Source organism: Psychroflexus sp. S27 (assembly GCF_002810405.1).
GTDB classification, from domain to species: Bacteria; Bacteroidota; Bacteroidia; order Flavobacteriales; family Flavobacteriaceae; genus Psychroflexus; species Psychroflexus halocasei_A.
Genome location: NZ_NEXQ01000020.1, coordinates 100,898 through 123,379, shown reverse-complemented (window position 1 = coordinate 123,379; position 22,482 = coordinate 100,898). Strand labels below are relative to the sequence as shown.

Sequence of the window (22,482 nt, the reverse complement as noted above, 5' to 3'; positions counted from 1 at the left end):
TCTTTTTGTCTGTAATCTTTAATTATTTTTTGTAAAAAGGCGGTTTTACAATGACTGCGTCAACTGCTTTTTTACGAATTTGAATCTGAATCGGTGTTTCAAGTTTGCTGTAAGCGGTTTCAACATAACCTAAACCAATTGCTTTTTTAAGACTTGGTGACATTGTGCCTGAAGTGACATGACCGATTTTTTCTCCGTCAACATTTAAAATATCATAACCTTGACGCGGAATTCCTTTTCCTTTCAATTCAAAAGCAATGAGTTTTCTTTTTGAGCCAGCTTCTTTTTCAGCTTTTAAAGCTTCAGCATTGACAAAATCTTTAGTAAATTTTGTAATCCAACCTAATTTTGCTTCAATAGGAGATGTTGTTTCGTCAATATCATTTCCGTATAAACATAGACCCATTTCTAAACGCAGAGTATCACGTGCTGCTAAACCGATAGGTTTAATGCCAAAATCTTTACCAGCTTCAAAAACTTTATTCCAAATTTGCTCAGCATCTTCGTTTTTGAAATAAATTTCAAATCCGCCGCTACCTGTATATCCAGTACCTGAAATGATCACATCTTGTGCGCCAGCAAATTCTCCAACTTCAAAGTGATAAAATTTGATTGCTGATAAATCAATTTTTGCTAAAGACTGCATTGCTTCAACAGCTTTTGGGCCTTGAACAGCTAACAAACTATATTCGTCTGATCGGTTTATGACTTGTGCGTCAAAAGTATTGTGTTTTGTAATCCAAGCGAAATCTTTTTCGATGTTAGAAGCGTTAACCACCATCAAATATTTTTCTTCAGAAAAACGATAGATGATCAAATCGTCAACAATACCGCCAGTTTCATTTGGCATACAAGTATATTGTGCTTTTCCATCAACAAGTTTACTCGCATCGTTAGAGCAAACTTTTTGGAGTAAATCGAGAGCTTCTTTTCCTTCAATAAAAAATTCACCCATATGAGAAACATCAAAGACACCAACTTTCTCGCGTACAGTTTCGTGTTCTGCGTTAACACCTTCGTATGAGACAGGCATTTCGTAACCTGCAAATGGAACCATCTTAGCTCCTAATTCTTTATGAATATGATTTAATGCTGTTGTTTTCATTGTATTCGTTTTTTGCAAATTTAGCCTTTTAAGCCTAATAGCTCTAGGTTTTTTGCTAAATTGTATTTAAGAATTGAAGACTTTAAAACAATGAAAATATATTCGCCAGAACAACTTTCAGAATTAGACCAACTAACAATTAAGGAAAAAGAAATCAGTTCACATCAACTCATGCAAACTGCTGCAGAAAAAGCGAGTGATCTGCTTTTAGAGCAGCTTGATAATAATGAGAAAATCTATGTTTTTTGTGGTATTGGTAATAATGCTGGTGATGGATTTGCAATGGCTAAAATATTTTTAGATCAAGGTTTAAATGTTGAAGTTTTTATTTTAAAATACGCTGATAATTTGAGTCCTGATGCTCAGCTGAATTATGATATTTTAAAAGAAAAAATAACATTTCATGAAGTTTCTGAAGTTGAAGAATTACCTGATTTTGAAAATAATTCTGTAGTGATTGATGCTATTTTCGGTGTGGGTTTAAATCGTGAACTGCCCAAATTTGTTCAAGAAGTTATTTCTTCTTTAAACAAAACAGAAGCATACAAAGTTGCGATTGATTGTCCTTCTGGGTTGTATGCGCATCAAGCTAATCAGAAAAAGGATGTTGTTTTTAATGCTGATTTGACACTCACATTTCACGCACCAAAACTAAGTTTTCTATTCTCTGACTTTGGAAATAAAGTTGGAGAAATGAAAATTTTAGACATCGGTTTGCTTCAAAATCATCATCTTAAATCTGAATATAATTTCATTGATCAAAAATTTATTAAATCGATTTTTAAAAAACGTGAAACCTTCAGTCATAAAGGAACTTACGGACATTTAGTTTTAATTGGCGGCCAAAAAGGAATGTTCGGTAGCATCATGCTCAGCGCTAAAGCTGCAATGCGTTCTGGCGTTGGTAAGTTGACAGTTTTATGTCCACCAAAAGCTGTGGAAATGCTTAATATTATTTTACCAGAAGCGATGACAATTGAATCAGAGAGTGAAAATTTTATTGCTTATCAGGAATTTGATTTTTCGTATCAAACATTAGGCATCGGGATGGGGATTGGCACTTCTGAAAATGCTTTTTCTGCTTTAAAAAATTATTTAGAGAAAACAGAAAAACCCATTTTAATCGATGCAGACGGATTGAATTTAATTTCTCAAAACAAAGATTTATTACAACTTTTACCAGCGAAATCAGTTTTAACGCCGCATATTGGCGAATTAAAAAGACTGATAGGCGAGTGGAATAACAGTTTTGAAATGCTTGATAAAGCAAAATCATTTTCTGAAAAATATGATTGTATTTTAGTTGTTAAAGAAGCTTATACGAAAGTAATTTATCATGATAAAGCTTACATTAATTCTACTGTAAATGCAGGCTTAGCAACAGCTGGAAGCGGAGATGTTTTGGCAGGTATTATTTCAGGTCTGATAGCTCAAAGTTATACTTCGCTTCAGGCTAGTATTTTGGGCGTTTACTTGCATGGTCTGTCGGCTGATTTGTACGTCGATAAATTTTCAGTAAATTCATTAATTGCATCAGACCTTATTGATTATTTGGGAAATGCTTTTTCTACAATCGAGCGATAAACAATCTTAAAAAATTGCTTAATTTCGTGCAAATTTGAAAATTCTAATATGGCTATACATCATATCAAGGCGTCTCATTTAAGTATTGATAAAATCTCATCAATCATATATTCTGAACAAAAATTAGCTCTAAGTGAAGAGTCTAAAGCAGCAATTCAGAAAGCAAGACATTATTTAGACAATAATGAAGCTGTTAAATCTGAAGCGCTTTACGGTATCAATACAGGTTTTGGTTCGCTTTACAATATTCAGATTTCTTCTGAAAAATTATCAGAATTACAGCGCAATCTTGTTTTATCACACGCTTGCGGAACTGGAGATGAAGTTGATGACATTATTGTTAAACTGATGTTATTGCTCAAAATTCAATCTTTAAGTTATGGGCATTCAGGCATTAGTCTTGAAGTTGTTGAACGTTTGATTTATTTTTATAACCATGATATTCTTCCAGTAATTTATTCACAAGGTTCGCTTGGTGCTTCTGGAGATTTAGCACCTTTAGCACATTTATCTTTACCGCTTTTGGGAGAAGGTGAAGTTAGAGTTAATGGTGACATTAAAACTTCTGCTGAGGTCTTGGAATCTCATGACTTAAAAGCTTTAGAACTTCAATCTAAAGAAGGCTTGGCATTGCTGAATGGAACTCAATTCATGAGCGCACATGCTGTTTATGCTTTAATACAAACTGAAAAACTAATCGATTTAGGCGATGTGATTTCTGCTGTTTCTCAAGAAGGTTTTGATTGTAATTTATCTCCATTTGATGCTTTGGTTCATCAAGTGAGACCACATAAAGGTCAGGTTGAAACGGCACGGCGTATTTTAAAATTAAGAGAAAAAAGTCCTTTGGCGAATGCACCAAAAAAACATGTGCAAGATCCATATTCATTTAGATGTATTCCTCAGGTGCATGGTGCTTCAAAAGATACTTTTGATTTTGTAAAAAAGACGGTTGAAGTTGAAATTAACAGTGTCACGGATAATCCGAATATTTTTGTGGATGAAAATAAAATTATTTCAGGAGGAAATTTCCACGGACAACCAATTGCTTTACCAATGGATTATCTGGCGATGGCATTAGCAGAAATCGCTAATATTTCTGAAAGAAGAACCTATCAATTGGTATCAGGCTTGAGAGATTTACCAGCGTTTTTAGTTGAAAAACCAGGTTTGAACAGTGGTTTTATGATTCCGCAATACACAGCGGCAAGTATTGTCAGTCAGAATAAACAATATTGTACGCCAGCGAGTATTGATTCGATTGTCTCTTCAAACGGGCAAGAAGATCATGTGAGTATGGGAGCAAATTCAGCAACCAAATTATTGAAAGTTGTTGAAAATGTTTACACCGTTTTGGGTATCGAACTCTTTAATGCTTCACAAGCTTTACACTTTAGAAAAGAAAAGTCTTCAGCTGAAATAGAAAATCTAATTGAAGATTTTAGAAAAGAAGTACCAATTGTAAAAGACGACAAATTAATGGCAACTGAAATAAAAAAATCGGTTCATTTTTGTAAACAAACCGATTTAAAGAAAAGAAATCTTATTTAGATTTTTTGGCTTTTATCATTTCCTCGAGCATGTCCCACATTTCGGTTGGGATTTGTTCGAGTAAATTGAATTGTCCTGCACCTTTTAGCCATTCGCCTCCATCGATTGTGATGACTTCACCATTAAGATAATGTGCAAAATCAGATACTAAATAAGCAGCTAAATTTGCTAATTCTTGATGATCACCAACGCGTTTTAGAGGAACTTTCTTAGCAAGATCAAATTTATCTTTCAACTCGCCTGGTAATAAGCGATCCCAAGCACCTTTTGTAGGAAAAGGACCTGGTGCAATGGCGTTAAATCTAATACCATATTTTGCCCATTCCACAGCAAGAGATCTTGTCATCGCTAATACGCCAGCTTTTGCTGTAGCACTCGGCACAACATAAGCAGAACCTGTGTAAGCATAAGTTGTGACGATATTTAAAACAGTTTTATTTTCCTCTTTCTTCTCAATCCAATGTTTTCCTAATGCCAAGGTGCAGTTTTTTGAACCTTTTAAAACAATATCGATAATTGTGTCAAAGGCATTTGATGATAAACGTTCGGTTGGAGAGATGAAGTTTCCTGCGGCATTGTTGAGTAGAACATCGATAGTATCAACTTTTTGATGAGCCTCTTCTAGCATTTTCTCAACTTGATCATAATGTCTCACATCACATTGTAAAGGGATGCATGTGCTGTTAGTTTCTTTCTCTAGTTCTTCAGCAGTATTTTTGAGTTTGTCAAGATTTCGGGAGGTGATAATCACTTTTGCTCCGATTTCTAAAAAATATCTTGACATTGATTTTCCAAGGCCTGAGCCACCGCCAGTGACCAAAATTGTTTTGCCTTTAAGGGCATCATCGCGTAACATCTTTGCTTTAAAATCCATAAAAAATTGTTTTCACACAAGATACAATATCTTCAGAAATATAATTTTGAGGAAGTCTTAAAAATTAAATATTTGTGTGATCAACATTAATATAGCAATGGCGAAAGTGCTTAAAGCAACTTTTTTGAGTTCTGGGTCTAAACTTTGTGGTTTTGAATAATTCGCCACTTTTCTTAAGTGAATAAACAATGGAACAAAGCCGATGAAGCAAAGAAACTGAAGTTGACTATTAAATTGAAAAACAGCGTAAATCATTAAACTTAAAAAGGCAATGATGATCAGAGAGAAATGATAAATTTTGGCTTTATCTTTTCCGAGGATCACAACTAAAGTATTTTTATTAGCATTTCTATCGCTATTTTCATCACGCATATTATTGAGGTTCAAAACAGCGCTACTTAATAAACCAATGCTTGTCGCTGGAAAAATCAACCAAAAATTAATGGATTTTGTCATTAAATAGTTAGAGCCAATGACGCTCACTAATCCGAAGAATATAAAAACAAATAAATCGCCTAAACCTCGATAACCGTAAGCTGAATTACCGACAGTGTATTTAATAGCTGCTGCAATTGAAGCTACACCAAGTAAGAAAAAGAAAAAGGAACTTATGAAGTCTTCTTTTCCAAAAGCTGAATAAATTAAAGCTAATGCAGAAAGCAAACATATAAATACCGTGATAATAATTCCTTTTTTGAGAACTTTATCAGTCAGAGCACCACTTTGTAAAGCGCGTTGAGGTCCTAAACGCTCATGATTATCTGTACCTTTCACACCGTCTCCGTAATCATTAGCAAAATTTGATAAAATTTGTAAAACTAAAGTGGTTAAAATGGCCAACCAAAAAATTAAATTATCGTAACTATTTTCAATAGCAGCAGTTGCCGCGCCCACCAAAATTCCAGCAACGGAAAGCGGTAGGGTGCGAGGTCTTGCCGCTGAAATCCATGCGCTTATTTTTACCATTAAAGTCCTGTGTAATTTTGTGGCGTAATTTGCTTTAATTCATTTTTGATGTCATCAGAAACTTCTAATGTTTCAATAAAATCATGAATACTTTTTTGTGTCATCGCTGTATTTGTACGTGTTAATCCTTTTAGGGCTTCATAAGGATTTGGGTATGCTTCACGTCTCAAAATTGTTTGAATAGCTTCAGCTACAACTGCCCAATTTTGTTCTAAATCTTGATTGATTTTAGTCTCATTTAATAAAAGTTTATTCAGACCTTTTAAGCTTGACTTAAAACCGATAATGCTATGCGCCATCGGCACGCCAATATTTCTTAAGACAGTGCTATCAGTCAAATCACGCTGTAATCGACTAATAGGTAGCTTGGCTGATAAATGCTCATAAATAGCATTTGCGATACCGAGGTTTCCTTCTGAATTTTCAAAATCAATCGGATTAACTTTATGTGGCATTGCAGATGAACCGACTTCGCCTTTTTTGATTTTTTGTTTGAAATAATCCATGGAAATGTACGTCCATATATCTTTATTCAAATCAAGAATAATTGTATTGATACGTTTTAAAGCATCAAAAACACCTGCAATATGATCGTAATGTTCAATTTGCGTTGTTGGGAAGGAGTGTTTTAATTCTAAACTTTTCTCAACAAAGTTTTGACCAAAAATTTGCCAATCAACATCAGGATAAGCGACAACATGTGCATTGAAATTTCCTGTTGCACCACCAAATTTTGCAGCAATTGGTGTTGCTTCTAAAGTTTTAAGCTGCTCTTCTAAACGTGTTATAAAAACTTGTATTTCTTTTCCTAATCGGGTAGGAGAGGCTGGTTGACCATGTGTTCTTGCTAACATCGGAATTTCTTTCCAATCAGCACTTAAGCTTTTTAATTTAGAAATAAGTTCTTCTAAATCTTTTAAATAAACTTCAGAAAGTGCTTCCTTTAAACTCAAAGGTACGGCTGTGTTGTTGATGTCTTGAGATGTTAAACCGAAATGAATAAACTCTTTAGAATCTTTAAGTCCGAGTTCATCCATTTTCTCTTTGATAAAGTATTCAACAGCTTTAACATCATGATTGGTGACCGCTTCAATTGATTTCACTTTTTCTGCATCTTCAAGAGAAAAATCTTTATAAATACTCCTTAAATCCTTGTACAAACTCTTATCAAAATCTTTCACTTGAGGAAGTGGAAGTTCGCAAAGTGAAATGAAGTATTCAATTTCAATACGCAAGCGATATTTGATTAAAGCACTTTCGCTAAAATAAGGGGTAAGAGAATTTGTTTTTGAGGCGTAACGCCCATCAATAGGTGTAATGGCTTCTAAAGCTGTCATGTGTTGTGTGTTAAATAAGTGGCAAAGATAGCGTCTTTTTTAAGGCTTTTAAAATCAAATTTTAAGCTCATAAAATATTTTACTTTTTGATGAAAATTTAACATTGTCCATCTAAAATTTAGAGCTAGTTTTGCAAAATATTTTTTTGAGATGAAGAAGTCTAGAATCGCCTTAATGATAGGCATAGCGGGAATATCTATCTTCCCAATTTTAGTGAAATTAGGTCTGACATCTGGTCTGATTTCTGCATTTTACAGAATGTTCTTTGCGTTGATCATCCTGTTACCTATTGTCATATTCCGAAAACAATTTAAGTGGCCAACCGGTCGTCTCATTTTGTTATCATTATTATGTGGTTTGTTATTTGGTGCTGATGTCGCTGTGTGGAATATCGCAATTGAGGAATCAACTGCAACACAAGCGACATTATTGACAAATCTGTCTCCAATTTGGGTTGGGATTGGCGCTTTCTTCTTTTTGGTTGATAAGCCAAAAACAAATTTCTGGTTTGGGACTGTTGTAGCTTTATTAGGCATGATGATTATCGTTGGTTTTGAATTTTTTGCAAATTTAGAATTTGACAGATCTTTTTACTTCGGGATTTTATCTGGTGTTTTCTATTCTTGGTATTTCTTGATTTCAAAATCAATACTCGACAAAATGAATGTTCCGACATTTATGACAATAAATCTTGTCGGTTCTGTTGCGTTTTTAGGTGTGATAAATTATGTAGCAGGAGAAAATTTCTTCAATCACAGCGCAGCTGCTTGGTCGGTTTTGGTCATTCAATCGATAACAACTCAATTGATTGGTTGGTTTGCGTTGAATTATGCGATTAGCCGAATGAGAGCAACACGCGTCAGTTTATCATTGTTGTCTCAATCATTGATTACAGCGATTTTGGCATGGCTGATTTTATCAGAACCAATTACAATGCAAATGATTTTGGGCTGTTTGGTTTTATTATCTGGTATTGCAATGACATTTGTGTCGAAACCACTTTGGGCTTATTTAATACCAAAAAAGCTTGTCCTTTTTTCACAAAGAAGGAAAAGGGCAAAATTCAATATGCATTAAATTAAAGTAAGCGATTAACTAATTCATGAACACCAAGACTTGCTTTTTTAGCAATAACTTCGATAGAGTCTGAAGATTTTATTGAAGGTTTTGGGTCTATGAAATAAACAGGCGCTTCCTCTTTTTTATAATCGATAAGACCTGCTGCGGGATAAACTTGCATTGAAGTACCGATGATGATAATGATATCAGCTTCAGAAACAAGTTTAATTGCATTTTCCATTTCAGGAACTGCTTCTCCAAACCAAACGATATGTGGTCTGAGCTGGTAATTATTCTCACACAAATCACCTAAATTCAAATCATCTATTTGATTGTAAATTAAATGAGGATGCTCAACTGAGCGTGATTTCATGAGTTCACCATGAAGGTGTAAAATCGATGAACTGCCAGCACGTTCGTGCAAGTCATCGACGTTTTGAGTGATAATTTGGACATCATACTTTTCTTCAAGCCGAACTAAATCAAGATGTGCAGCGTTTGGCTTGACTTCCAAAAGTTGACGTCTTCTTTGGTTATAAAAATCTAAAACTAATTCTGGGTTTCGTTCAAAAGCTTCGGGAGTTGCAACTTCAGTAATTTCGTGATTTTCCCATAAGCCGTCGTCGTCACGGAAAGTTTTAACGCCACTTTCTGCGCTCATTCCAGCTCCAGTAAGTACGCAAATCTTTTTCATAATTATCGATTTACAGCGCGATATTCTTCGTAGCAATTACTAATTGCATCTAAAAGTTGTAGATCATTTGCTGATCTTACAAAGGATTCAGAATAATCGCATTTTTTAAGGATGTCAACAATATCAATTTTGCTGATTTGAAGCACAGCAGATAAAGTCTCTCTGTCAAATTTATCTTGAAGCAATTGCCTGATGGCATCGTCTTCTTTCATTTTACGCAAACGTCGCATCTGCTTTGGTTTTTTACCAAATATTTGATACAATAAATCCGCGGGATTTAGAATCGCACTAATTGTTTTAGATAAAGATGTACTTTGATATTGACCGCCTTCATAAGCATAATCAGTTCCCGAAATGCTGTAACGGTAGTTATCGTAAATAGGAATGTTTTTGGCATCAATCTCAATAAAACCTGTGAGTTTGACATCGCTGAGTTTCACTTCTTCAAGGGCAATGGCAGATTCTGTCATTTTGATTTTGACATCGCCAAACTTCACCCAATCTTCAGTGACTCTAACTTGTATAGGTTTAAAACCTAGGTGGGAAAGATAAATTGTGTCATTGATATGTGCTTTGACTTTAAATTTACCTTCTTGATCACTTACTGTTCCTCGAACAGTGTTGATATTAATAATGTTCACATTTTTTAAAATGCGATCATTTGCAGCATTCATAACACTTCCACGAATAGTTTTCAGTTCGGAATTTTCTTCCTGACTGAAAACTATCATGGTTGTGAAAAGAAATATAATTGTTAAATACTTCATCGCTCTAAATTTAATCAAATAGACTTGAGATAAAAATATTTGTCTCGGAGATTTGATTAAAAATTAACACTAACGATTACGGCGTCTTCTTTCAAAAGAACTTTTGACGTTTTTATTACCGCCTTTTGATTTTCCTTTGAAGCCACCAGATTTACCATCCCGTCTTCCGCCGCCGCCTTTACTTTTCTTGCGACCTCTTCCGCCACCGCCACCAGACTTATTGTCTTTAGTGATTTCAACATTAACGTGTCGATTGTTGAGTTTAAACTCTTCAAAAGTTGCTTTAACCTTCTCAACGTGATCATTTTCAACATTAAAGAAAGAGAATGTGTTTTTGACATCAACTTTAGCTACGCCATCACGACCTAATTCTAAAGTTTCCTTTAAGAAGTCTTTAAGCGACATCCAGTTGAAGCCATCTTTTTCTCCGATGTTGATGAAGAAACGTGTTTCATCGCCATAAGAATCACTTCCGCCTGATCTAGAAGACTCAGAAGGTTGTGCCATTTTAGGCGCGTTTTTATAGTAATTATGGAAACGTGTAAATTCAACTGAGAAGAATTTTTTGATTAATTCCTCCTTAGAAACGTCAGCAAACTCTTCTTCAAGCTTACCGATGTATTGATCAATTTCATTGTTGATTGAAGTTTCTTTCATTTCCTTAGCAAGGTGGAAAAGTTGTACTTTACAAATTTCGTCACCTGAAGGTAATTTTTTCTCTTCAAACTTTTGACCGATAATACGTTCAACTTGTTTGATCTTACGAATTTCACTTTTAGTGATAATCACCATTGAAGTTCCTTCTTTACCAGCACGACCAGTACGTCCGCTTCGGTGCGTATAGGTTTCAATTTCGTCAGGTAATTGGTAATTAATCACGTGAGTAATATCATCAACATCAATTCCACGTGCAGCAACATCAGTCGCAACAAGCATTTGGATTTGTTTGTTTCTAAAACTTTTCATGACTAAGTCACGCTGATTTTGACTCAAATCTCCGTGAATAGCTGAAGCGCTGTATCCGTCTTCAATAAGGCGTTCAGCAACTTTTTGCGTATCACGTTTTGTACGACAGAAAATAACAGAATAAATTTCTGGATTAGCATCGACTAATCTTTTCATGCCATTATAACGGTCACGACCAGCAACAACATAATATTCATGACTGACGTTTTTTGTAGAAACGTTTTTCTGACCAACTGTAATTTCCACAGGAGATTTCATGAATTTTTTCGCGATTTGCGAAACTTCTTTTGGCATTGTTGCACTGTAAAGCCATGTGCTTTTTGAGCTAGGTGAATGAGATAAAATTTCCTTTATATCTTCATAAAAACCCATATTTAGCATTTCATCTGCCTCATCAAGAACACAAATATCAATTGCTGAAATATCAATAATTTGACGACGAATCATGTCTTTCATTCGTCCTGGTGTCGCAACAATAACCTGAGCACCACGCTTAATTTGCTTTGCTTGGTCTGTAATACTGGCACCACCATAAACCGCAACTGTGTTGAGGCCTTTGTAATATTTAGAGTAATTTTTTAATTCGTTGGTAATTTGTAAACATAACTCTCGGGTTGGTGATAAAATCAAACCCTGAGTTTTCTTCGAATTAAGGTCAATATTTTGAATTAAAGGAAAACCAAATGCGGCAGTTTTTCCAGTTCCAGTTTGGGCTAGCGCAACAATATCTGTTGGCTCTTCGAGTAGTATCGGGATCGTTTTATCCTGAACTTCACTCGGTGACTCAAACCCCATATCTTCAATTGCACGCAAGATTTCTTGGCTTAAGCCTAATGATTCAAATGTATTCATGTAGTAATTTAAAAATAGGTGCAAATGTACGATTTTAATTTTACACTCAATTTTTTTTCTTTATAAGATTGATAATTATAATGAATTGACTATTAGTTTATTATAATTTGATCTTTATGAAAGCTTTACTGAAATAGATAAGGTCTTTCATTTAAGATTAATAATTTTAAGGAGGCTTAATAAATTTTGTTTATTTGCTGTAACGATTGAAAATTTATAACGACTGATTAATTAGATTGAAAATTCTGTGGAGGAAGCTTTAGAAAAAGAATTTATAGACAACCTTAATACGCATCAAAACATTGCGCATAAAATATGTCGTTTATATACAAATGATAAAAGCTCCCATAAAGACTTATTTCAAGAAATAACAATACAACTTTGGAAAGCTTATCCAAAATTTAGAGGAGATGCGAAGTTTAGCACATGGATGTACAGAGTAGCGCTTAACACTGCTATTACACTTTACAGAAAACAAAAAAGGCGTGTTAAAACTTCAGACATAGAAGCTTTTAACTTTAAAATAAAAGCTGAGTATTATGACGATACGATTGAGGAAAATCTCAAATTGATGTACGCGGCGATTAAAGAATTAAATGATATTGATAAAGCCTTGGTTTTTCTCTATTTAGAAGACAGAAATTATAAAGAAATTTCAGCTACATTAGGAATTTCAGAAGTAAATGCAAGAGTGAAAATGAACAGAGTGAAAACTAAACTTAAGAAAATATTGAATCCTTAGCAACTTATGGATGATTTAGAATTATTTAAAAAGCAATGGCAATCTCAAGACGATTTGCCTTCTTATAAAAAAGACGATTTGTATCTAATGATGCATGAAAAGTCATCTTCGATTGTGAAGTGGATTTTTATCATCAGCATTATTGAGTTCGCTTTTTGGATTGCTTTAGAGCTTTTAACGAGCTCTCAAGAAACCGATGAAATCATTAAAAAAATGAGTCTGAACGGATTTTACAGAGTTTCTTTAATTATCAATTACGTTGTCATTATTGGTTTTATCGTTTTGTTTTTTCTGAATTATAAAGCGATTAAAACGACAGATAGTACAAGAGGTTTAATGAAGAATATTTTGAAAACTAGGCGCACAGTGAAAGCTTATGTATGGTTCAATATTTTATTTTTTAGCTTGTCTTTTATCGTCAGTATTGTGATGACTATAAAACATTATATAAATTTTGATACAATTCAATTCTGGATTAGCATCGGTATCAGCATCGCTGTTTTGCTTGTGATTGTCTTGCTGTTTTTACTTTTTTATAGAGTGGTTTACGGCGTGTTAACACGACGTTTAAAAAGAAATTATAATAACCTTAAACAAATAGAACTATGATTAAAAAACTAATTTTCGGACTCAGTTTTTTTATTTTCGCAAGTCTTCAAGTGCATGCGCAAAATATTGAAAATGCACTTTTATGGAAAGTGTCAGGAAACGGAATTGAAAAGGCATCGTATTTATACGGTACGATTCATATTACATGCGAAATCAAAACTTCAGATGTTGTTAAAAAAGCTTTTGAAAGTACGGAACAACTCGGATTGGAAATCGACATGTCTGATCCGTCATTACAAGTTCAAATGATGAACTCAATGTATATGAAGGATGACAAAGCTATTTCTGATTATACCTCAGAAGAAGAAATGCAAAAATTGCAAAATTTAATGGACGGAAAAGTGCCAGGAATGAATTTTGAAATGATGAAACGCATCAAGCCATTCTTTTTGAGCGCAATGGCAATGAGTTCTTTCGCAAATTGCGATGGAATGCCGTTAGCTTATGATACTTATTTTATGCAAAAAGCACTTCAGGCCAAAAAAGAAATTTTTGGTCTAGAAAAATTACAAGATCAATTTGATATGATTGATAAAGTGTCTTATGAACACCAAGTTCAAGATTTATTAAAAATGGCTGATCTTTCAGAAGAAGACAATATCAAAAAATATCAAGAATTGATTTCTCTTTACGAATCAAAAGATTTAAAAGGAATGATGGATTATATGGTTGAAGATGATTCTTCTGTCAATCTTTACCAAGAAGATTTTCTGGATAAACGTAACCAAAACTGGATCTCAATTATTGAAGAAAAAGCAAATAGTAAATCTACTTTTTTCGCTTTTGGAGCTGCGCATTTAGCTGGTGAAAATGGTGTAGTTAATTTATTAAGAAAACAAGGTTATAAAGTTGAACCTATGGATCAATAATTGAGAATCAATGATTTTTAGCGCTGTAACGTCTTTGTTCGTTAAGTTCTTCTTCAGCTTTTAATTCTTTTTCAGGAATCACTTTAATGAAAGAAGGATGTTGTTCAATGGCGTACTCAATACGTTCAACAATCTGATCGATGCTTTCATTTTTATAATCGATATCAAGCGGATCTTTAATAATCATCGATTGTAAAATATTACGTTTTTTAATTCTGATGCCTTTTCGGTCAAAAGAACGTCTAAAACCATCAATCACAACAGGAACAACGATCGGCTCGTATTTTTTAATAATATGGGCCGTTCCTTTTCTGATTGGTTTCCAAGGTCGTGTTGTGCCTTGAGGAAAGGTAATCACCCAGCCATCGTCAAGTGCCTTACCGATGTTAGAAATATCACTAAATTTTACTTTTCTGTTGACAGATTTACCATCTGCACGCCATGTTCTATCAATGCTGACGGAACCTGCATAAGCTAATATTTTTGGTAGAAATCCGCCTTTCATAGTTTCCTTAGCCGCGACGTAATAGATGTTAAGTTTAGGATTCCAGAGGTAAGCAACATTCTTGATATTGTCATCTCGTCCGCTTAAACTCGCGTTAAAAACATGATACATGGCAACTACATCAGCAAAATAAGTCTGATGGTTAGAGATGAACAAAACATTTTTATCAGGTAAGTCTCGAATGATTTGCGAACCTTCAATTTTTAGCTCATTAAATCCACGGTAGCGCTTGTGCGTCGCTGTTCCCATGATTCTGATCAGCCACTTCTTTAAAAATAAATAATGTCCAAATGGATTTTTTTTAAATAATCCCATGTATATGTATAACAAATTTGACCTGCAAATATAAGCGCATTTCTAATGATGTAGAGAAAAGAGTACTTTTTTTCAGGAAACTTTTAAATTTACTTGTGAGATATTTTTGAAAATATCTCTGATTTCAGAGAGCATCATTGCCGTTGCGCCCCAGACAATTTTTTTATTGAGTTTAAAAGCTTTAACTTCTGTATTTTTAGAATATGAAGCAGAAATTATCGTTTTGATGATGTTTTTATCATTTAAACAATCTTCTAAACAGGCGCTGAAAATGTCTTCAACTTCAGTTTCTTGTTTGATGAATTTCGGTGTGTAATCTATAAAACCTATAAAAGGATGAACGATGAAGTTTGATGGCGGGATGTACATTTGTGTGAGTTCACGCACAACTTGAATGTCATTTTTATCAATGCCAATTTCTTCTTCGGTTTCTCTTTTTGCAGTAAACTCAAAGTTGATATCATCTTCCTCATAACGACCACCAGGGAATCCGATTTGGTTAGAATGAACGCCTTTGTATGATTTACGAAGGATGAAAACCAATTGCATGGTTTCATTTTCATCTGGAAAAAAAAGAGCTAAAACAGCCGATTTCTTTGCTTTTAATTTTGAAAAATCAATTTTTTGTAGGTCTTCTTTTCTGTGAAAAGGTGCTAATTTATATTGCGCTTCAATTCCTGGAAGTTCAATTTTTTGTAATTTGGGCACCAAATTGATGAATGATGAAATATGCATTAATACTTGTTTCTGTTTTGTTTTTAAGTTGTCAGCAAGATACAAATAAAGACAGCGAAAATGAATCTGAGAAAGAGACAATCGAAAAAAAAGAACCTGAAGTTGTCATCCCTTCAGCGGGCGATAAGGAACTTGACTTAACGAATGTTGATAAGGTTAATCAAGAGGAATTGATGCCTTTTTTAGAAAAGTATTTTAAGGAAAATAAAGAAAGACGTTTTGTGATTAAAACAGATTTTGGAAATATAAAAATTGAGCTTTATGATGACACGCCTTGGCATACAGCAAACTTTTTGCGTTTAACGAAATTAGGTTATTTCAATACAACATTCTTTCACCGTGTCGCTGATGATTTTGTGATACAAGGCGGAAATTCAGATAAAGTGATTACGCATAGATTTAGATCGAAAGTTGGGAAATATTTGATTCCTAATGAAGCTGAAGCGCAACATAAACACAAATACGGCGTTGTTTCTGCTGCTAAATATTCAGAGCAAAATGTAAGTAATGCATCTTCACCATTTGAGTTTTTTATTGTGGTTTCAGAAAGAGGCGCACATCATTTAGATAAAGATCATACAGTTTTTGGACGTGTGATTGAAGGAATGGATGTCGCTGAAAAAATTTCAGAAGTTGAGGTTGATGAATCTGAATGGCCGCTGAGCAATGTGGGAATTAAGGTTGAAGTTTTGGATTAAATCTTACCAATAATCCTCTATATTTTCTTCTTTTTTGTAAATTGAAGGTAGTGAGATTTTAAACACAACTGCCGCTAATCTGATCAAGATGACAGTCATTCCTGCTAAAAAGAAAATTAATCCGTTAGGGAAATTGAGTTTTAAGAAAATGAAATAACTAACACCTCCCAAAATACAAGCTGTTGCGTAAACTTCATTTTTGAAAATACTTGGTATTTCATTACAAAGCGTATCACGAATAACACCACCAAAACACGCGCTTATTGTTCCAATAGCAATACATATTTCTGGTGAAAAACCATATTTTAAACCTTTTTCAATACCAATAACTGTATATAAACCTATTCCGATTGAGTCGAAAAGCGAAAGTGATTTTCTCAGAAAAGCTAATTTTTTTCTAAAAATGACAGCTAAAATAGTTGTGGCAATAATAACGTAAACATAAATCATTTGTGTCATCCAGATCACTGGTGCGCCAATCAAAATATCACGAATTGTACCGCCACCAATGGAAGTGACAAAGGCGATTATTAAAATGCCAAAAGCATCCATTCTTTTTCTTAAAGCTGCCAAAACACCTGAAATCGAGAAGGCGATAACACCAATAATGTCCAGAATAAGCGTGTAATCTAATTCCATTAGCCTTGCGTATAGAAGTTATAATCTTGTAGGACTTGCTTTAAAAAGAACAAAGGTTTTTCGTTGGCTTTGATGTTCATTTGCTTTTCTACTTTTTGGGCCAAAATTATAATTAAATCTTGTTTTCCTTCAATTTTTGCCGATTTATAAATTTCATTTATGCGTCTGATATCATCATCGCTCAATAAACTCACCTGTGGATACTTTGGTGTGTAATCTTCAGGTAAATCTGTTGCAATGGTTTTTGAGAAATTTGATTTTCGTTTTTCAGTAATGACACTTGTTTTGGCAGCAAGATCACCAAGGCGTTGACCTTTGCCGTTAATCAGAATTGTTACAATTGCGATACTACCAGATGTCATAGAAATTTCTATCACACGCAATAACCAACGGATGAGATATGATGAAAACTTCGGCTTTGTACCATCAATTGAAACTACTCGAATATTCATCAACCTTTTACCAATGGTTTGACCATTCATGAAAACTTCAAATAGTAAAAAATATAAAAGAAAAGGAAGACCAATGAGAAGCCTTGTCGCCCAACTTTCAAAGGGTGTGATGTCCATGGCGGCTAAAATTGCTACTGTGACAATGGAGTACATGATCAACACTGCGTAATCAATTAGGTAAGCTAACATTCTGCTTAAAACTGAAGCTGGCGTTTGAAGAATTTGCACATTTTGTGCAGTTTCTATTTGATATATATTCATGAATTGTTTTTCTTTGGATAAATTATTTCAACATCTCATGCGCGAGGCTGCTTTTATAAAACAAAATAAGGACAATTGGTTAAAATTTGAAAGTCTTCTTAAGAATTATTCTCAAATTGATCCAGAAATTTTGTCAAATCTATACATTCAAATCACAGATGACCTCAGTTATGCGCAAACTTTTTACCCAAAAAGCGAAACACATATTTACTTAAATGAATTGTCAGTTTCGGCACATCAAAAAATTTACAAAAACAAAAGAGAGTCACGTTACACGTTTATCAATTTTTATAGGCGTGATTTTCCGTTGATGTTTTATAAATATCAAAAACATTTACTGTTTTCTTTTTCAATATTTCTTCTTTTTGCTTTAGTCGGTGCATTTTCAGCAGCGAGTGATGGTGATTTTGTAAGGCTCATTTTAGGTGATACTTACGTTAACAACACCATTGCCAATATTGAAAGTGGCGATCCGATGGCAGTTTATAAAGAAGCTAACCAGACGGATATGTTTCTTGGAATCACAATTAATAATATTCGCGTTTCATTAACCGCTTTCAGCTTAGGTTTATTGTTTGGTTTAGGAACACTTTATATCGCAATGCAAAACGCTATTATGTTGGGTTCTTTTCAGTATTTCTTTTATGATCAAGGTTTGCTTTGGGAATCAGCGCGTACGATTTGGATACACGGAACAATTGAGATTTCTGTGATTATTATTGCGATTTGTGCAGGATTTGTCATGGGACAAAGCCTTCTGATGCCAGGCACTTACAAAAGACTTGATTCATTTATTAGAGGCGCAAAAGATGGATTGAAAATTGTGATCAGCAGCATTCCGTTTTTTGTGATTGCAGGTTTTCTTGAAGGTTATGTGACGCGACATACTGAAATGCCCGATTGGCTTGCGATTCTCATTATCGCTTCTTCATTATTGTTGATCATTTATTATTACGTTATCTTGCCACACCAATTAAATAAAAAGTATGCAAAAGCAGATTAAATTTAGAAAAAAGCGCGATTTAGGCGCAATCATTACAGATACTTTTAGCTTTTATAGAAATCACGCTAAATCTTTTTTTACAGTTTTTTTCAAACATGTCGGCCCTTTAATCTTATTGACAACAATTGTTGGCTCTTACATTCAAAAATCAACAGGTAATCTTTTAACTTTATCAGGTGAAGATGCACAAAGTGGCGTGAGTACAGATTTTTTCTCGTCTGCTTTTGGACAAAGCTTTCTGACCACTTCACTAGTTTCTGTTTTACTGGTTATTTTGTCAATTGCAACTTACACAGCTTTAATTTCTTGCGTGCTTTATTGCATCAAATCTGTTTTAGATGATGGTGAAATTATTGAAAGTCATGTTGTCAAAAATATGCGTTCAAAGTTTTTCCCAATTTTAGGAGCTGTACTTGTTGTTTCAATAGTTTCCGCAATAGGAACACTTTTCTTTATCATTCCTGGGATTTATTTATTTGTGACTTTATCATTGATTTTTTCAATTATGGTTTTCAATCATGAGCCTTTAACAGATGCTTTTAGCTCATGTTTTACTTTGATTAAACAAAATTGGTGGATGACATTTTTAACTTTAATTGTCATCGGACTTCTAGTTTCTTTTATCAGTAGTATTTTTCAAGTTCCGATGATTATCTTGGGCTTAATTGAAGGCTTTACTGCAGCATCTCAATCAGGTGATATTAGTATGAATTACATGGGAAGTTGGTGGTATATTATTTTCTATGCAATATCGACAATTGCGAGTTATGTTTTAATGACAATTTCCGTAATTAGCTCCGCATATATTTATTTTAATTTAGATGAATTTCATAACAGCACAGGTCAGCGTGAAGAGATAGAAAGAATTGGTGGAGAAGAAATTTCATAACATATATTTATATATTTTTAAATTAAGCTTCATCATCATGTTGCTAGGTTTTGTGTTGCCAAGTTTTGCACAAAATGAGCTTCAATACGATGATGAAACTTACCAACAAAAAGATTTTTTTGAATCAGATTTTAAAGAAGAATATCTTAATGATTCTGATTTTGATTACACGGAATATATTGAAGAACCTAGCTTATGGCAACGATTTAAAAATTGGGCGACTCTTAAATGGAATGAGTTTTTAAATTGGCTTTTTGCTGATGTTGATGGCTCAAACTTTTGGAGTGTTTTAGGTTTTATCCTCAAATGGGGCTCAATTGCCGGATTAATTTTCTTAATTATCTATTTATTTGCGAAATACAACCCAGGTCAATCTTTTTTAAAAAATTCAAATTCTTCAGAATTGAATTGGACAGAAGAGGAAGAAATTATCAATCAAAAAGACATCCCGAAACTTATTGAAAAAGCAATTGCTGACGCTGAATACAGGTTAGCAACACGCTATTATTTTTTATTGATTTTAAAGAAATTACGCGATAAAGAACTCATCGATTATGAATATCAAAAAACAAATGAAGCCTACCAAAAAGAATTGTCAAAAACAGTTTTAGATGATCATTTTTCGGAGGTAACACGCTATTATGATTATATATGGTATGGTGATTTTGCTGTTGACGATTCATTATTTGTAACTGTAAAAAAAGAATTTGAAGACTTATTAAGTCAAATTCCTAAAGCCAAAAAAAATGAATAGATCTTTTAAAATCATGATTGGTTTGTTTGTGTTTTTGGTACTTTTTATATTTTTATTAGAAGCAACGGCTAAGGAACCTTTGGATTGGACGCCAAGCTATCATCGCGATGCAAAAATTCCTTTAGGAGCAAAAATATTCTTTGATCAATTACAAGAAAGTGATCTTGATTTTCAAATGAATAATCGACCGCCTTTTGAATTGTTTTCTCATAAAAATGACTCTCTCAAAACACTTTTATTGATCAATAGTTACATAGCAATCAACGGCGCAGAAACTGATTCTTTACTACAATGGGTTGAAAGGGGAAATGATGTTTTTATGGCGACATCAACCGCGCCCGCAATTATGGATACCTTAAATTTGTTGATTTCAGGATATTCTTTAAATAACAGAATTAGCTACAAACCTTTGTTGAGTTTATCTAATGAAAACTTTGAGATTGGTGCTGATAAACTTTATGATAGAGATCAAAATTACTTTGCTTACTTCAAAGAAATTGACACAATCAAAACGACTATTTTAGGAGAATTTAGAGCAGATTCTGATAGTATTGTTAACAATAGAATGCATGTCAACTTCATCAAAGTTCCTTTTGGGAAAGGTCAATTTTATTTACATACAATGCCAGAAGTATTCTCAAATCATTTTTTACTAACAGATGATAATTATCGCTATACTTCAGCGGTGATGCAGTTTGTTGACACTTCAAAACCTATTGTTTGGGATGCTTATTATAAAAACGGACGAGAAACTATTGATAGTTTATTGCATTATTTATTGAACAATAAATATCTCAGAATCACTTATTATCTTTTGATTATAAGTTTGATTATTTTTATTTTCTTTGAAGGCAAACGCAAGCAGAAAGCGATTAAAATCGTGAAGCCATTGCAAAATAAATCATACGAATATGTCAAAACAATTGCTGACATGTATGTGAATAAAAGCAATCATAAAAAAATTGCAATGCTGAAAATTGATTTGTTTTTTGCAAAAATCAGACAAAAATATCATTTGCAAACACAAGATATAGACAAAACTTTTATTAAAAATTTAGCTCTAAAATCTGAACAATCAGAGGAGCACATCATCAAAACATTCAAATATATCGAGCGAATTAATCAATTGGAGACAGTCTCAAAAAAAGATTTAATTTTACTCGAAGAATATCTAAATCCTTATCAATAATATGGAAGAATTTAATTCAGAAGAACAGAAAAATACAGAGCAAAATATTGAAAGCGTTGAGCAAACGACAGAACATTCTTCTGAGTTTGATGCTCGCATTCCTTTAGAAAACTTAAAAGAAGCTGTTACGCAACTTAAAAGTCAAATTCAGCAAGTGATTATCGGTCAAGATAAATTCATCGATTTATTAATTGTCAGTCTGCTTGCCGATGGTCATGTCTTGATTGAAGGTGTGCCAGGAATTGCAAAAACAATTACGTCAAAGCTTTTCGCAAAAACGATAGATACCTCATTTAATCGTATTCAATTTACGCCGGATTTGATGCCGAGTGATGTTTTAGGAACATCGATTTACAGCAAAGAAAAATCAGAATTTGAGTTTAAAAAAGGACCGATTTTTTCAAATATTGTTTTAATTGATGAAATTAACCGAGCACCTGCTAAAACGCAATCAGCTTTGTTTGAGGTTATGGAAGAACAACAAATCACAATGGATGGCACAACTTATAAAATGCCGCCGCCATTTATGGTTGTCGCTACTCAAAACCCGATTGAGCAGGAGGGAACCTACGCTTTGCCAGAAGCGCAACTCGATAGATTTTTATTTAAAATAAAACTCACTTATCCAAGCTTAGAAGAAGAAAAAGAAGTGATCAAAACGCACCACGAACGTAAAAATAAAGATGCGATTTCGTTAATCAAATCTGTTTTAAACGCTGATGATTTATTGAAATATCGCAACTTATTAAAAGATGTGATTGTTGAGGATAAGCTTTTTGATTACATCGCCGAAATTGTGCATCAAACGCGTCAACATCCACATCTCATTTTAGGTGCTTCGCCAAGAGCTTCAATTGCTATTTTGAATACATCAAAAGTTTTTGCAGCAATTCAAGGCCGAGATTTTGTGACACCAGATGATATTAAAAAATCTTTGGAACCTGTTTTAAACCATCGAATTGTGCTTACGCCAGAAAAAGAAATGGAAGGCATGAATACTGAAGATGTGGTTGATATGATTGTGAAATCTGTAGAAATCCCGAGATAGTGATCAAATTCATCAAATC

At 33.7% G+C, this 22,482-nt stretch carries 23 protein-coding genes; 12 read left to right on the top strand and 11 right to left on the bottom strand.

Going from position 1 to position 22,482, the window contains the following annotated elements; genetic code table 11:
• Nucleotides 1–22: 22 nt before the first annotated feature.
• Nucleotides 23–1,105 (bottom strand): glycine cleavage system aminomethyltransferase GcvT, encoded by a 1,083-nt coding sequence (gene gcvT / locus CAP47_RS04720; RefSeq protein ID WP_100775612.1) that lies wholly within the window; start codon nucleotides 1,103–1,105, stop codon nucleotides 23–25.
• Between the two features lie 90 nt (nucleotides 1,106–1,195).
• Here gcvT and CAP47_RS04715 point away from each other — a divergent pair, with 90 nt between their 5' ends.
• Together CAP47_RS04715 and hutH are read left to right on the top strand one after the other, a co-directional pair.
• Nucleotides 1,196–2,689, top strand: coding sequence for an NAD(P)H-hydrate dehydratase (locus CAP47_RS04715; protein ID WP_153043489.1), 1,494 nt, complete (start codon nucleotides 1,196–1,198; stop codon nucleotides 2,687–2,689).
• 48 nt (nucleotides 2,690–2,737) lie between these two features.
• Nucleotides 2,738–4,240, top strand: a complete 1,503-nt coding sequence (gene hutH, locus CAP47_RS04710) for a histidine ammonia-lyase (protein WP_100775610.1) — start codon at nucleotides 2,738–2,740, stop codon at nucleotides 4,238–4,240.
• Here the strand turns inward: hutH and CAP47_RS04705 are convergent.
• From CAP47_RS04705 to purB, 3 genes are read right to left on the bottom strand one after another with little or no spacing between them, the layout of a single operon-like run.
• The gene (locus tag CAP47_RS04705) at nucleotides 4,233–5,114 is read right to left on the bottom strand and encodes an SDR family oxidoreductase (protein WP_100775609.1); all 882 of its coding nucleotides are present in this window, start codon (nucleotides 5,112–5,114) and stop codon (nucleotides 4,233–4,235) included. The genes hutH and CAP47_RS04705 overlap by 8 nt on opposite strands.
• Nucleotides 5,115–5,171: 57 nt before the next feature.
• Entirely contained in the window at nucleotides 5,172–6,080 is a 909-nt protein-coding gene (menA, locus tag CAP47_RS04700; protein ID WP_100775608.1) for a 1,4-dihydroxy-2-naphthoate octaprenyltransferase, read from the bottom strand.
• Nucleotides 6,080–7,417 (bottom strand): adenylosuccinate lyase, encoded by a 1,338-nt coding sequence (gene purB / locus CAP47_RS04695; protein ID WP_100775607.1) that lies wholly within the window; start codon nucleotides 7,415–7,417, stop codon nucleotides 6,080–6,082. The genes menA and purB overlap by 1 nt, the downstream gene beginning before the upstream one ends.
• 150 nt (nucleotides 7,418–7,567) lie before the next feature.
• Here purB and CAP47_RS04690 point away from each other — a divergent pair, with 150 nt between their 5' ends.
• Nucleotides 7,568–8,494 (top strand): DMT family transporter, encoded by a 927-nt coding sequence (locus tag CAP47_RS04690; RefSeq protein WP_100775606.1) that lies wholly within the window; start codon nucleotides 7,568–7,570, stop codon nucleotides 8,492–8,494.
• A gap of 1 nt (nucleotide 8,495) precedes the next feature.
• Here the strand turns inward: CAP47_RS04690 and CAP47_RS04685 are convergent, their stop codons facing one another.
• The 3 genes from CAP47_RS04685 to CAP47_RS04675 all read right to left on the bottom strand — a co-directional run bounded on the left by CAP47_RS04685 (nucleotide 8,496) and on the right by CAP47_RS04675 (nucleotide 11,755).
• Nucleotides 8,496–9,170 (bottom strand): SIR2 family NAD-dependent protein deacylase, encoded by a 675-nt coding sequence (locus CAP47_RS04685; protein ID WP_100775605.1) that lies wholly within the window; start codon nucleotides 9,168–9,170, stop codon nucleotides 8,496–8,498.
• Between the two features lie 2 nt (nucleotides 9,171–9,172).
• Nucleotides 9,173–9,937 (bottom strand): carboxypeptidase-like regulatory domain-containing protein, encoded by a 765-nt coding sequence (locus tag CAP47_RS04680; RefSeq protein WP_100775604.1) that lies wholly within the window; start codon nucleotides 9,935–9,937, stop codon nucleotides 9,173–9,175.
• Between the two features lie 69 nt (nucleotides 9,938–10,006).
• Nucleotides 10,007–11,755, bottom strand: a complete 1,749-nt coding sequence (locus tag CAP47_RS04675) for a DEAD/DEAH box helicase (RefSeq protein ID WP_100775603.1) — start codon at nucleotides 11,753–11,755, stop codon at nucleotides 10,007–10,009.
• A gap of 247 nt (nucleotides 11,756–12,002) precedes the next feature.
• Here CAP47_RS04675 and CAP47_RS04670 point away from each other — a divergent pair, with 247 nt between their 5' ends.
• Genes CAP47_RS04670 through CAP47_RS04660 form a run of 3 tightly spaced genes read left to right on the top strand, consistent with a single transcriptional unit; the run spans nucleotide 12,003 to nucleotide 13,975 of the window.
• A complete protein-coding gene (locus CAP47_RS04670) occupies nucleotides 12,003–12,497 on the top strand; it encodes an RNA polymerase sigma factor (RefSeq protein ID WP_093245674.1) in 495 nt (164 codons plus the stop codon).
• A 6-nt stretch (nucleotides 12,498–12,503) separates the two neighbouring features.
• On the top strand, nucleotides 12,504–13,106 hold the full coding sequence (locus CAP47_RS04665; protein WP_100775602.1) for a hypothetical protein: 603 nt from the start codon (nucleotides 12,504–12,506) through the stop codon (nucleotides 13,104–13,106).
• Complete coding sequence (locus CAP47_RS04660) at nucleotides 13,103–13,975, top strand: TraB/GumN family protein (RefSeq protein ID WP_100775601.1); 873 nt, start codon at nucleotides 13,103–13,105, stop codon at nucleotides 13,973–13,975. Before CAP47_RS04665 ends, CAP47_RS04660 begins: the two co-directional genes overlap by 4 nt.
• 7 nt (nucleotides 13,976–13,982) lie before the next feature.
• On the opposite strand, the gene CAP47_RS04655 is transcribed toward CAP47_RS04660, so the two are convergent.
• Together CAP47_RS04655 and CAP47_RS04650 are read right to left on the bottom strand one after the other, a co-directional pair.
• Complete coding sequence (locus CAP47_RS04655) at nucleotides 13,983–14,795, bottom strand: lysophospholipid acyltransferase family protein (protein ID WP_093245662.1); 813 nt, start codon at nucleotides 14,793–14,795, stop codon at nucleotides 13,983–13,985.
• Between the two features lie 72 nt (nucleotides 14,796–14,867).
• Nucleotides 14,868–15,530, bottom strand: coding sequence for an NUDIX hydrolase (locus tag CAP47_RS04650; RefSeq protein WP_100775690.1), 663 nt, complete (start codon nucleotides 15,528–15,530; stop codon nucleotides 14,868–14,870).
• Between CAP47_RS04650 and CAP47_RS04645 the strand changes: the two genes are divergently transcribed.
• Nucleotides 15,518–16,228: a peptidylprolyl isomerase gene (locus tag CAP47_RS04645; RefSeq protein ID WP_238140952.1), complete on the top strand. Its 711-nt coding sequence runs from the start codon at nucleotides 15,518–15,520 to the stop codon at nucleotides 16,226–16,228. The genes CAP47_RS04650 and CAP47_RS04645 overlap by 13 nt on opposite strands.
• 3 nt (nucleotides 16,229–16,231) lie before the next feature.
• Here the strand turns inward: CAP47_RS04645 and CAP47_RS04640 are convergent, their stop codons facing one another.
• Both CAP47_RS04640 and CAP47_RS04635 read right to left on the bottom strand, forming a co-directional pair.
• A complete protein-coding gene (locus CAP47_RS04640) occupies nucleotides 16,232–16,867 on the bottom strand; it encodes a trimeric intracellular cation channel family protein (RefSeq protein ID WP_093245648.1) in 636 nt (211 codons plus the stop codon).
• The gene (locus CAP47_RS04635) at nucleotides 16,867–17,580 is read right to left on the bottom strand and encodes an RDD family protein (RefSeq protein WP_100775599.1); all 714 of its coding nucleotides are present in this window, start codon (nucleotides 17,578–17,580) and stop codon (nucleotides 16,867–16,869) included. Before CAP47_RS04635 ends, CAP47_RS04640 begins: the two co-directional genes overlap by 1 nt.
• Nucleotides 17,581–17,617: 37 nt before the next feature.
• Here CAP47_RS04635 and CAP47_RS04630 point away from each other — a divergent pair, with 37 nt between their 5' ends.
• The 5 genes from CAP47_RS04630 to CAP47_RS04610 are packed head-to-tail and all read left to right on the top strand — an operon-like array spanning nucleotide 17,618 to nucleotide 22,463.
• Nucleotides 17,618–18,583, top strand: coding sequence for a stage II sporulation protein M (locus CAP47_RS04630; RefSeq protein WP_100775689.1), 966 nt, complete (start codon nucleotides 17,618–17,620; stop codon nucleotides 18,581–18,583).
• Nucleotides 18,567–19,472, top strand: coding sequence for a hypothetical protein (locus CAP47_RS04625; RefSeq protein WP_093245639.1), 906 nt, complete (start codon nucleotides 18,567–18,569; stop codon nucleotides 19,470–19,472). The genes CAP47_RS04630 and CAP47_RS04625 overlap by 17 nt, the downstream gene beginning before the upstream one ends.
• Before the next feature lie 37 nt (nucleotides 19,473–19,509).
• Nucleotides 19,510–20,226: a hypothetical protein gene (locus CAP47_RS04620; RefSeq protein ID WP_100775598.1), complete on the top strand. Its 717-nt coding sequence runs from the start codon at nucleotides 19,510–19,512 to the stop codon at nucleotides 20,224–20,226.
• Nucleotides 20,219–21,415, top strand: a complete 1,197-nt coding sequence (locus CAP47_RS04615) for a DUF4350 domain-containing protein (protein ID WP_100775597.1) — start codon at nucleotides 20,219–20,221, stop codon at nucleotides 21,413–21,415. The genes CAP47_RS04620 and CAP47_RS04615 overlap by 8 nt, the downstream gene beginning before the upstream one ends.
• 1 nt (nucleotide 21,416) lies before the next feature.
• Nucleotides 21,417–22,463 (top strand): AAA family ATPase, encoded by a 1,047-nt coding sequence (locus CAP47_RS04610; protein ID WP_100775596.1) that lies wholly within the window; start codon nucleotides 21,417–21,419, stop codon nucleotides 22,461–22,463.
• The last annotated feature ends 19 nt before the right edge of the window (nucleotides 22,464–22,482 follow it).

Coding starts and splice junctions, on each gene's coding strand:
- gcvT (WP_100775612.1), bottom strand. CDS start 1,105: ATGAAAACAACAGCATTAAATCATATTCATAAAGAATTAGGAGCTAAG.
- CAP47_RS04715 (WP_153043489.1), top strand. CDS start 1,196: ATGAAAATATATTCGCCAGAACAACTTTCAGAATTAGACCAACTAACA.
- hutH (WP_100775610.1), top strand. CDS start 2,738: ATGGCTATACATCATATCAAGGCGTCTCATTTAAGTATTGATAAAATC.
- CAP47_RS04705 (WP_100775609.1), bottom strand. CDS start 5,114: ATGGATTTTAAAGCAAAGATGTTACGCGATGATGCCCTTAAAGGCAAA.
- menA (WP_100775608.1), bottom strand. CDS start 6,080: ATGGTAAAAATAAGCGCATGGATTTCAGCGGCAAGACCTCGCACCCTA.
- purB (WP_100775607.1), bottom strand. CDS start 7,417: ATGACAGCTTTAGAAGCCATTACACCTATTGATGGGCGTTACGCCTCA.
- CAP47_RS04690 (WP_100775606.1), top strand. CDS start 7,568: ATGAAGAAGTCTAGAATCGCCTTAATGATAGGCATAGCGGGAATATCT.
- CAP47_RS04685 (WP_100775605.1), bottom strand. CDS start 9,170: ATGAAAAAGATTTGCGTACTTACTGGAGCTGGAATGAGCGCAGAAAGT.
- CAP47_RS04680 (WP_100775604.1), bottom strand. CDS start 9,937: ATGAAGTATTTAACAATTATATTTCTTTTCACAACCATGATAGTTTTC.
- CAP47_RS04675 (WP_100775603.1), bottom strand. CDS start 11,755: ATGAATACATTTGAATCATTAGGCTTAAGCCAAGAAATCTTGCGTGCA.
- CAP47_RS04665 (WP_100775602.1), top strand. CDS start 12,504: ATGGATGATTTAGAATTATTTAAAAAGCAATGGCAATCTCAAGACGAT.
- CAP47_RS04660 (WP_100775601.1), top strand. CDS start 13,103: ATGATTAAAAAACTAATTTTCGGACTCAGTTTTTTTATTTTCGCAAGT.
- CAP47_RS04655 (WP_093245662.1), bottom strand. CDS start 14,795: ATGGGATTATTTAAAAAAAATCCATTTGGACATTATTTATTTTTAAAG.
- CAP47_RS04645 (WP_238140952.1), top strand. CDS start 15,518: ATGAAATATGCATTAATACTTGTTTCTGTTTTGTTTTTAAGTTGTCAG.
- CAP47_RS04650 (WP_100775690.1), bottom strand. CDS start 15,530: ATGCATATTTCATCATTCATCAATTTGGTGCCCAAATTACAAAAAATT.
- CAP47_RS04640 (WP_093245648.1), bottom strand. CDS start 16,867: ATGGAATTAGATTACACGCTTATTCTGGACATTATTGGTGTTATCGCC.
- CAP47_RS04635 (WP_100775599.1), bottom strand. CDS start 17,580: ATGAATATATATCAAATAGAAACTGCACAAAATGTGCAAATTCTTCAA.
- CAP47_RS04630 (WP_100775689.1), top strand. CDS start 17,618: ATGCGCGAGGCTGCTTTTATAAAACAAAATAAGGACAATTGGTTAAAA.
- CAP47_RS04625 (WP_093245639.1), top strand. CDS start 18,567: ATGCAAAAGCAGATTAAATTTAGAAAAAAGCGCGATTTAGGCGCAATC.
- CAP47_RS04620 (WP_100775598.1), top strand. CDS start 19,510: ATGTTGCTAGGTTTTGTGTTGCCAAGTTTTGCACAAAATGAGCTTCAA.
- CAP47_RS04615 (WP_100775597.1), top strand. CDS start 20,219: ATGAATAGATCTTTTAAAATCATGATTGGTTTGTTTGTGTTTTTGGTA.
- CAP47_RS04610 (WP_100775596.1), top strand. CDS start 21,417: ATGGAAGAATTTAATTCAGAAGAACAGAAAAATACAGAGCAAAATATT.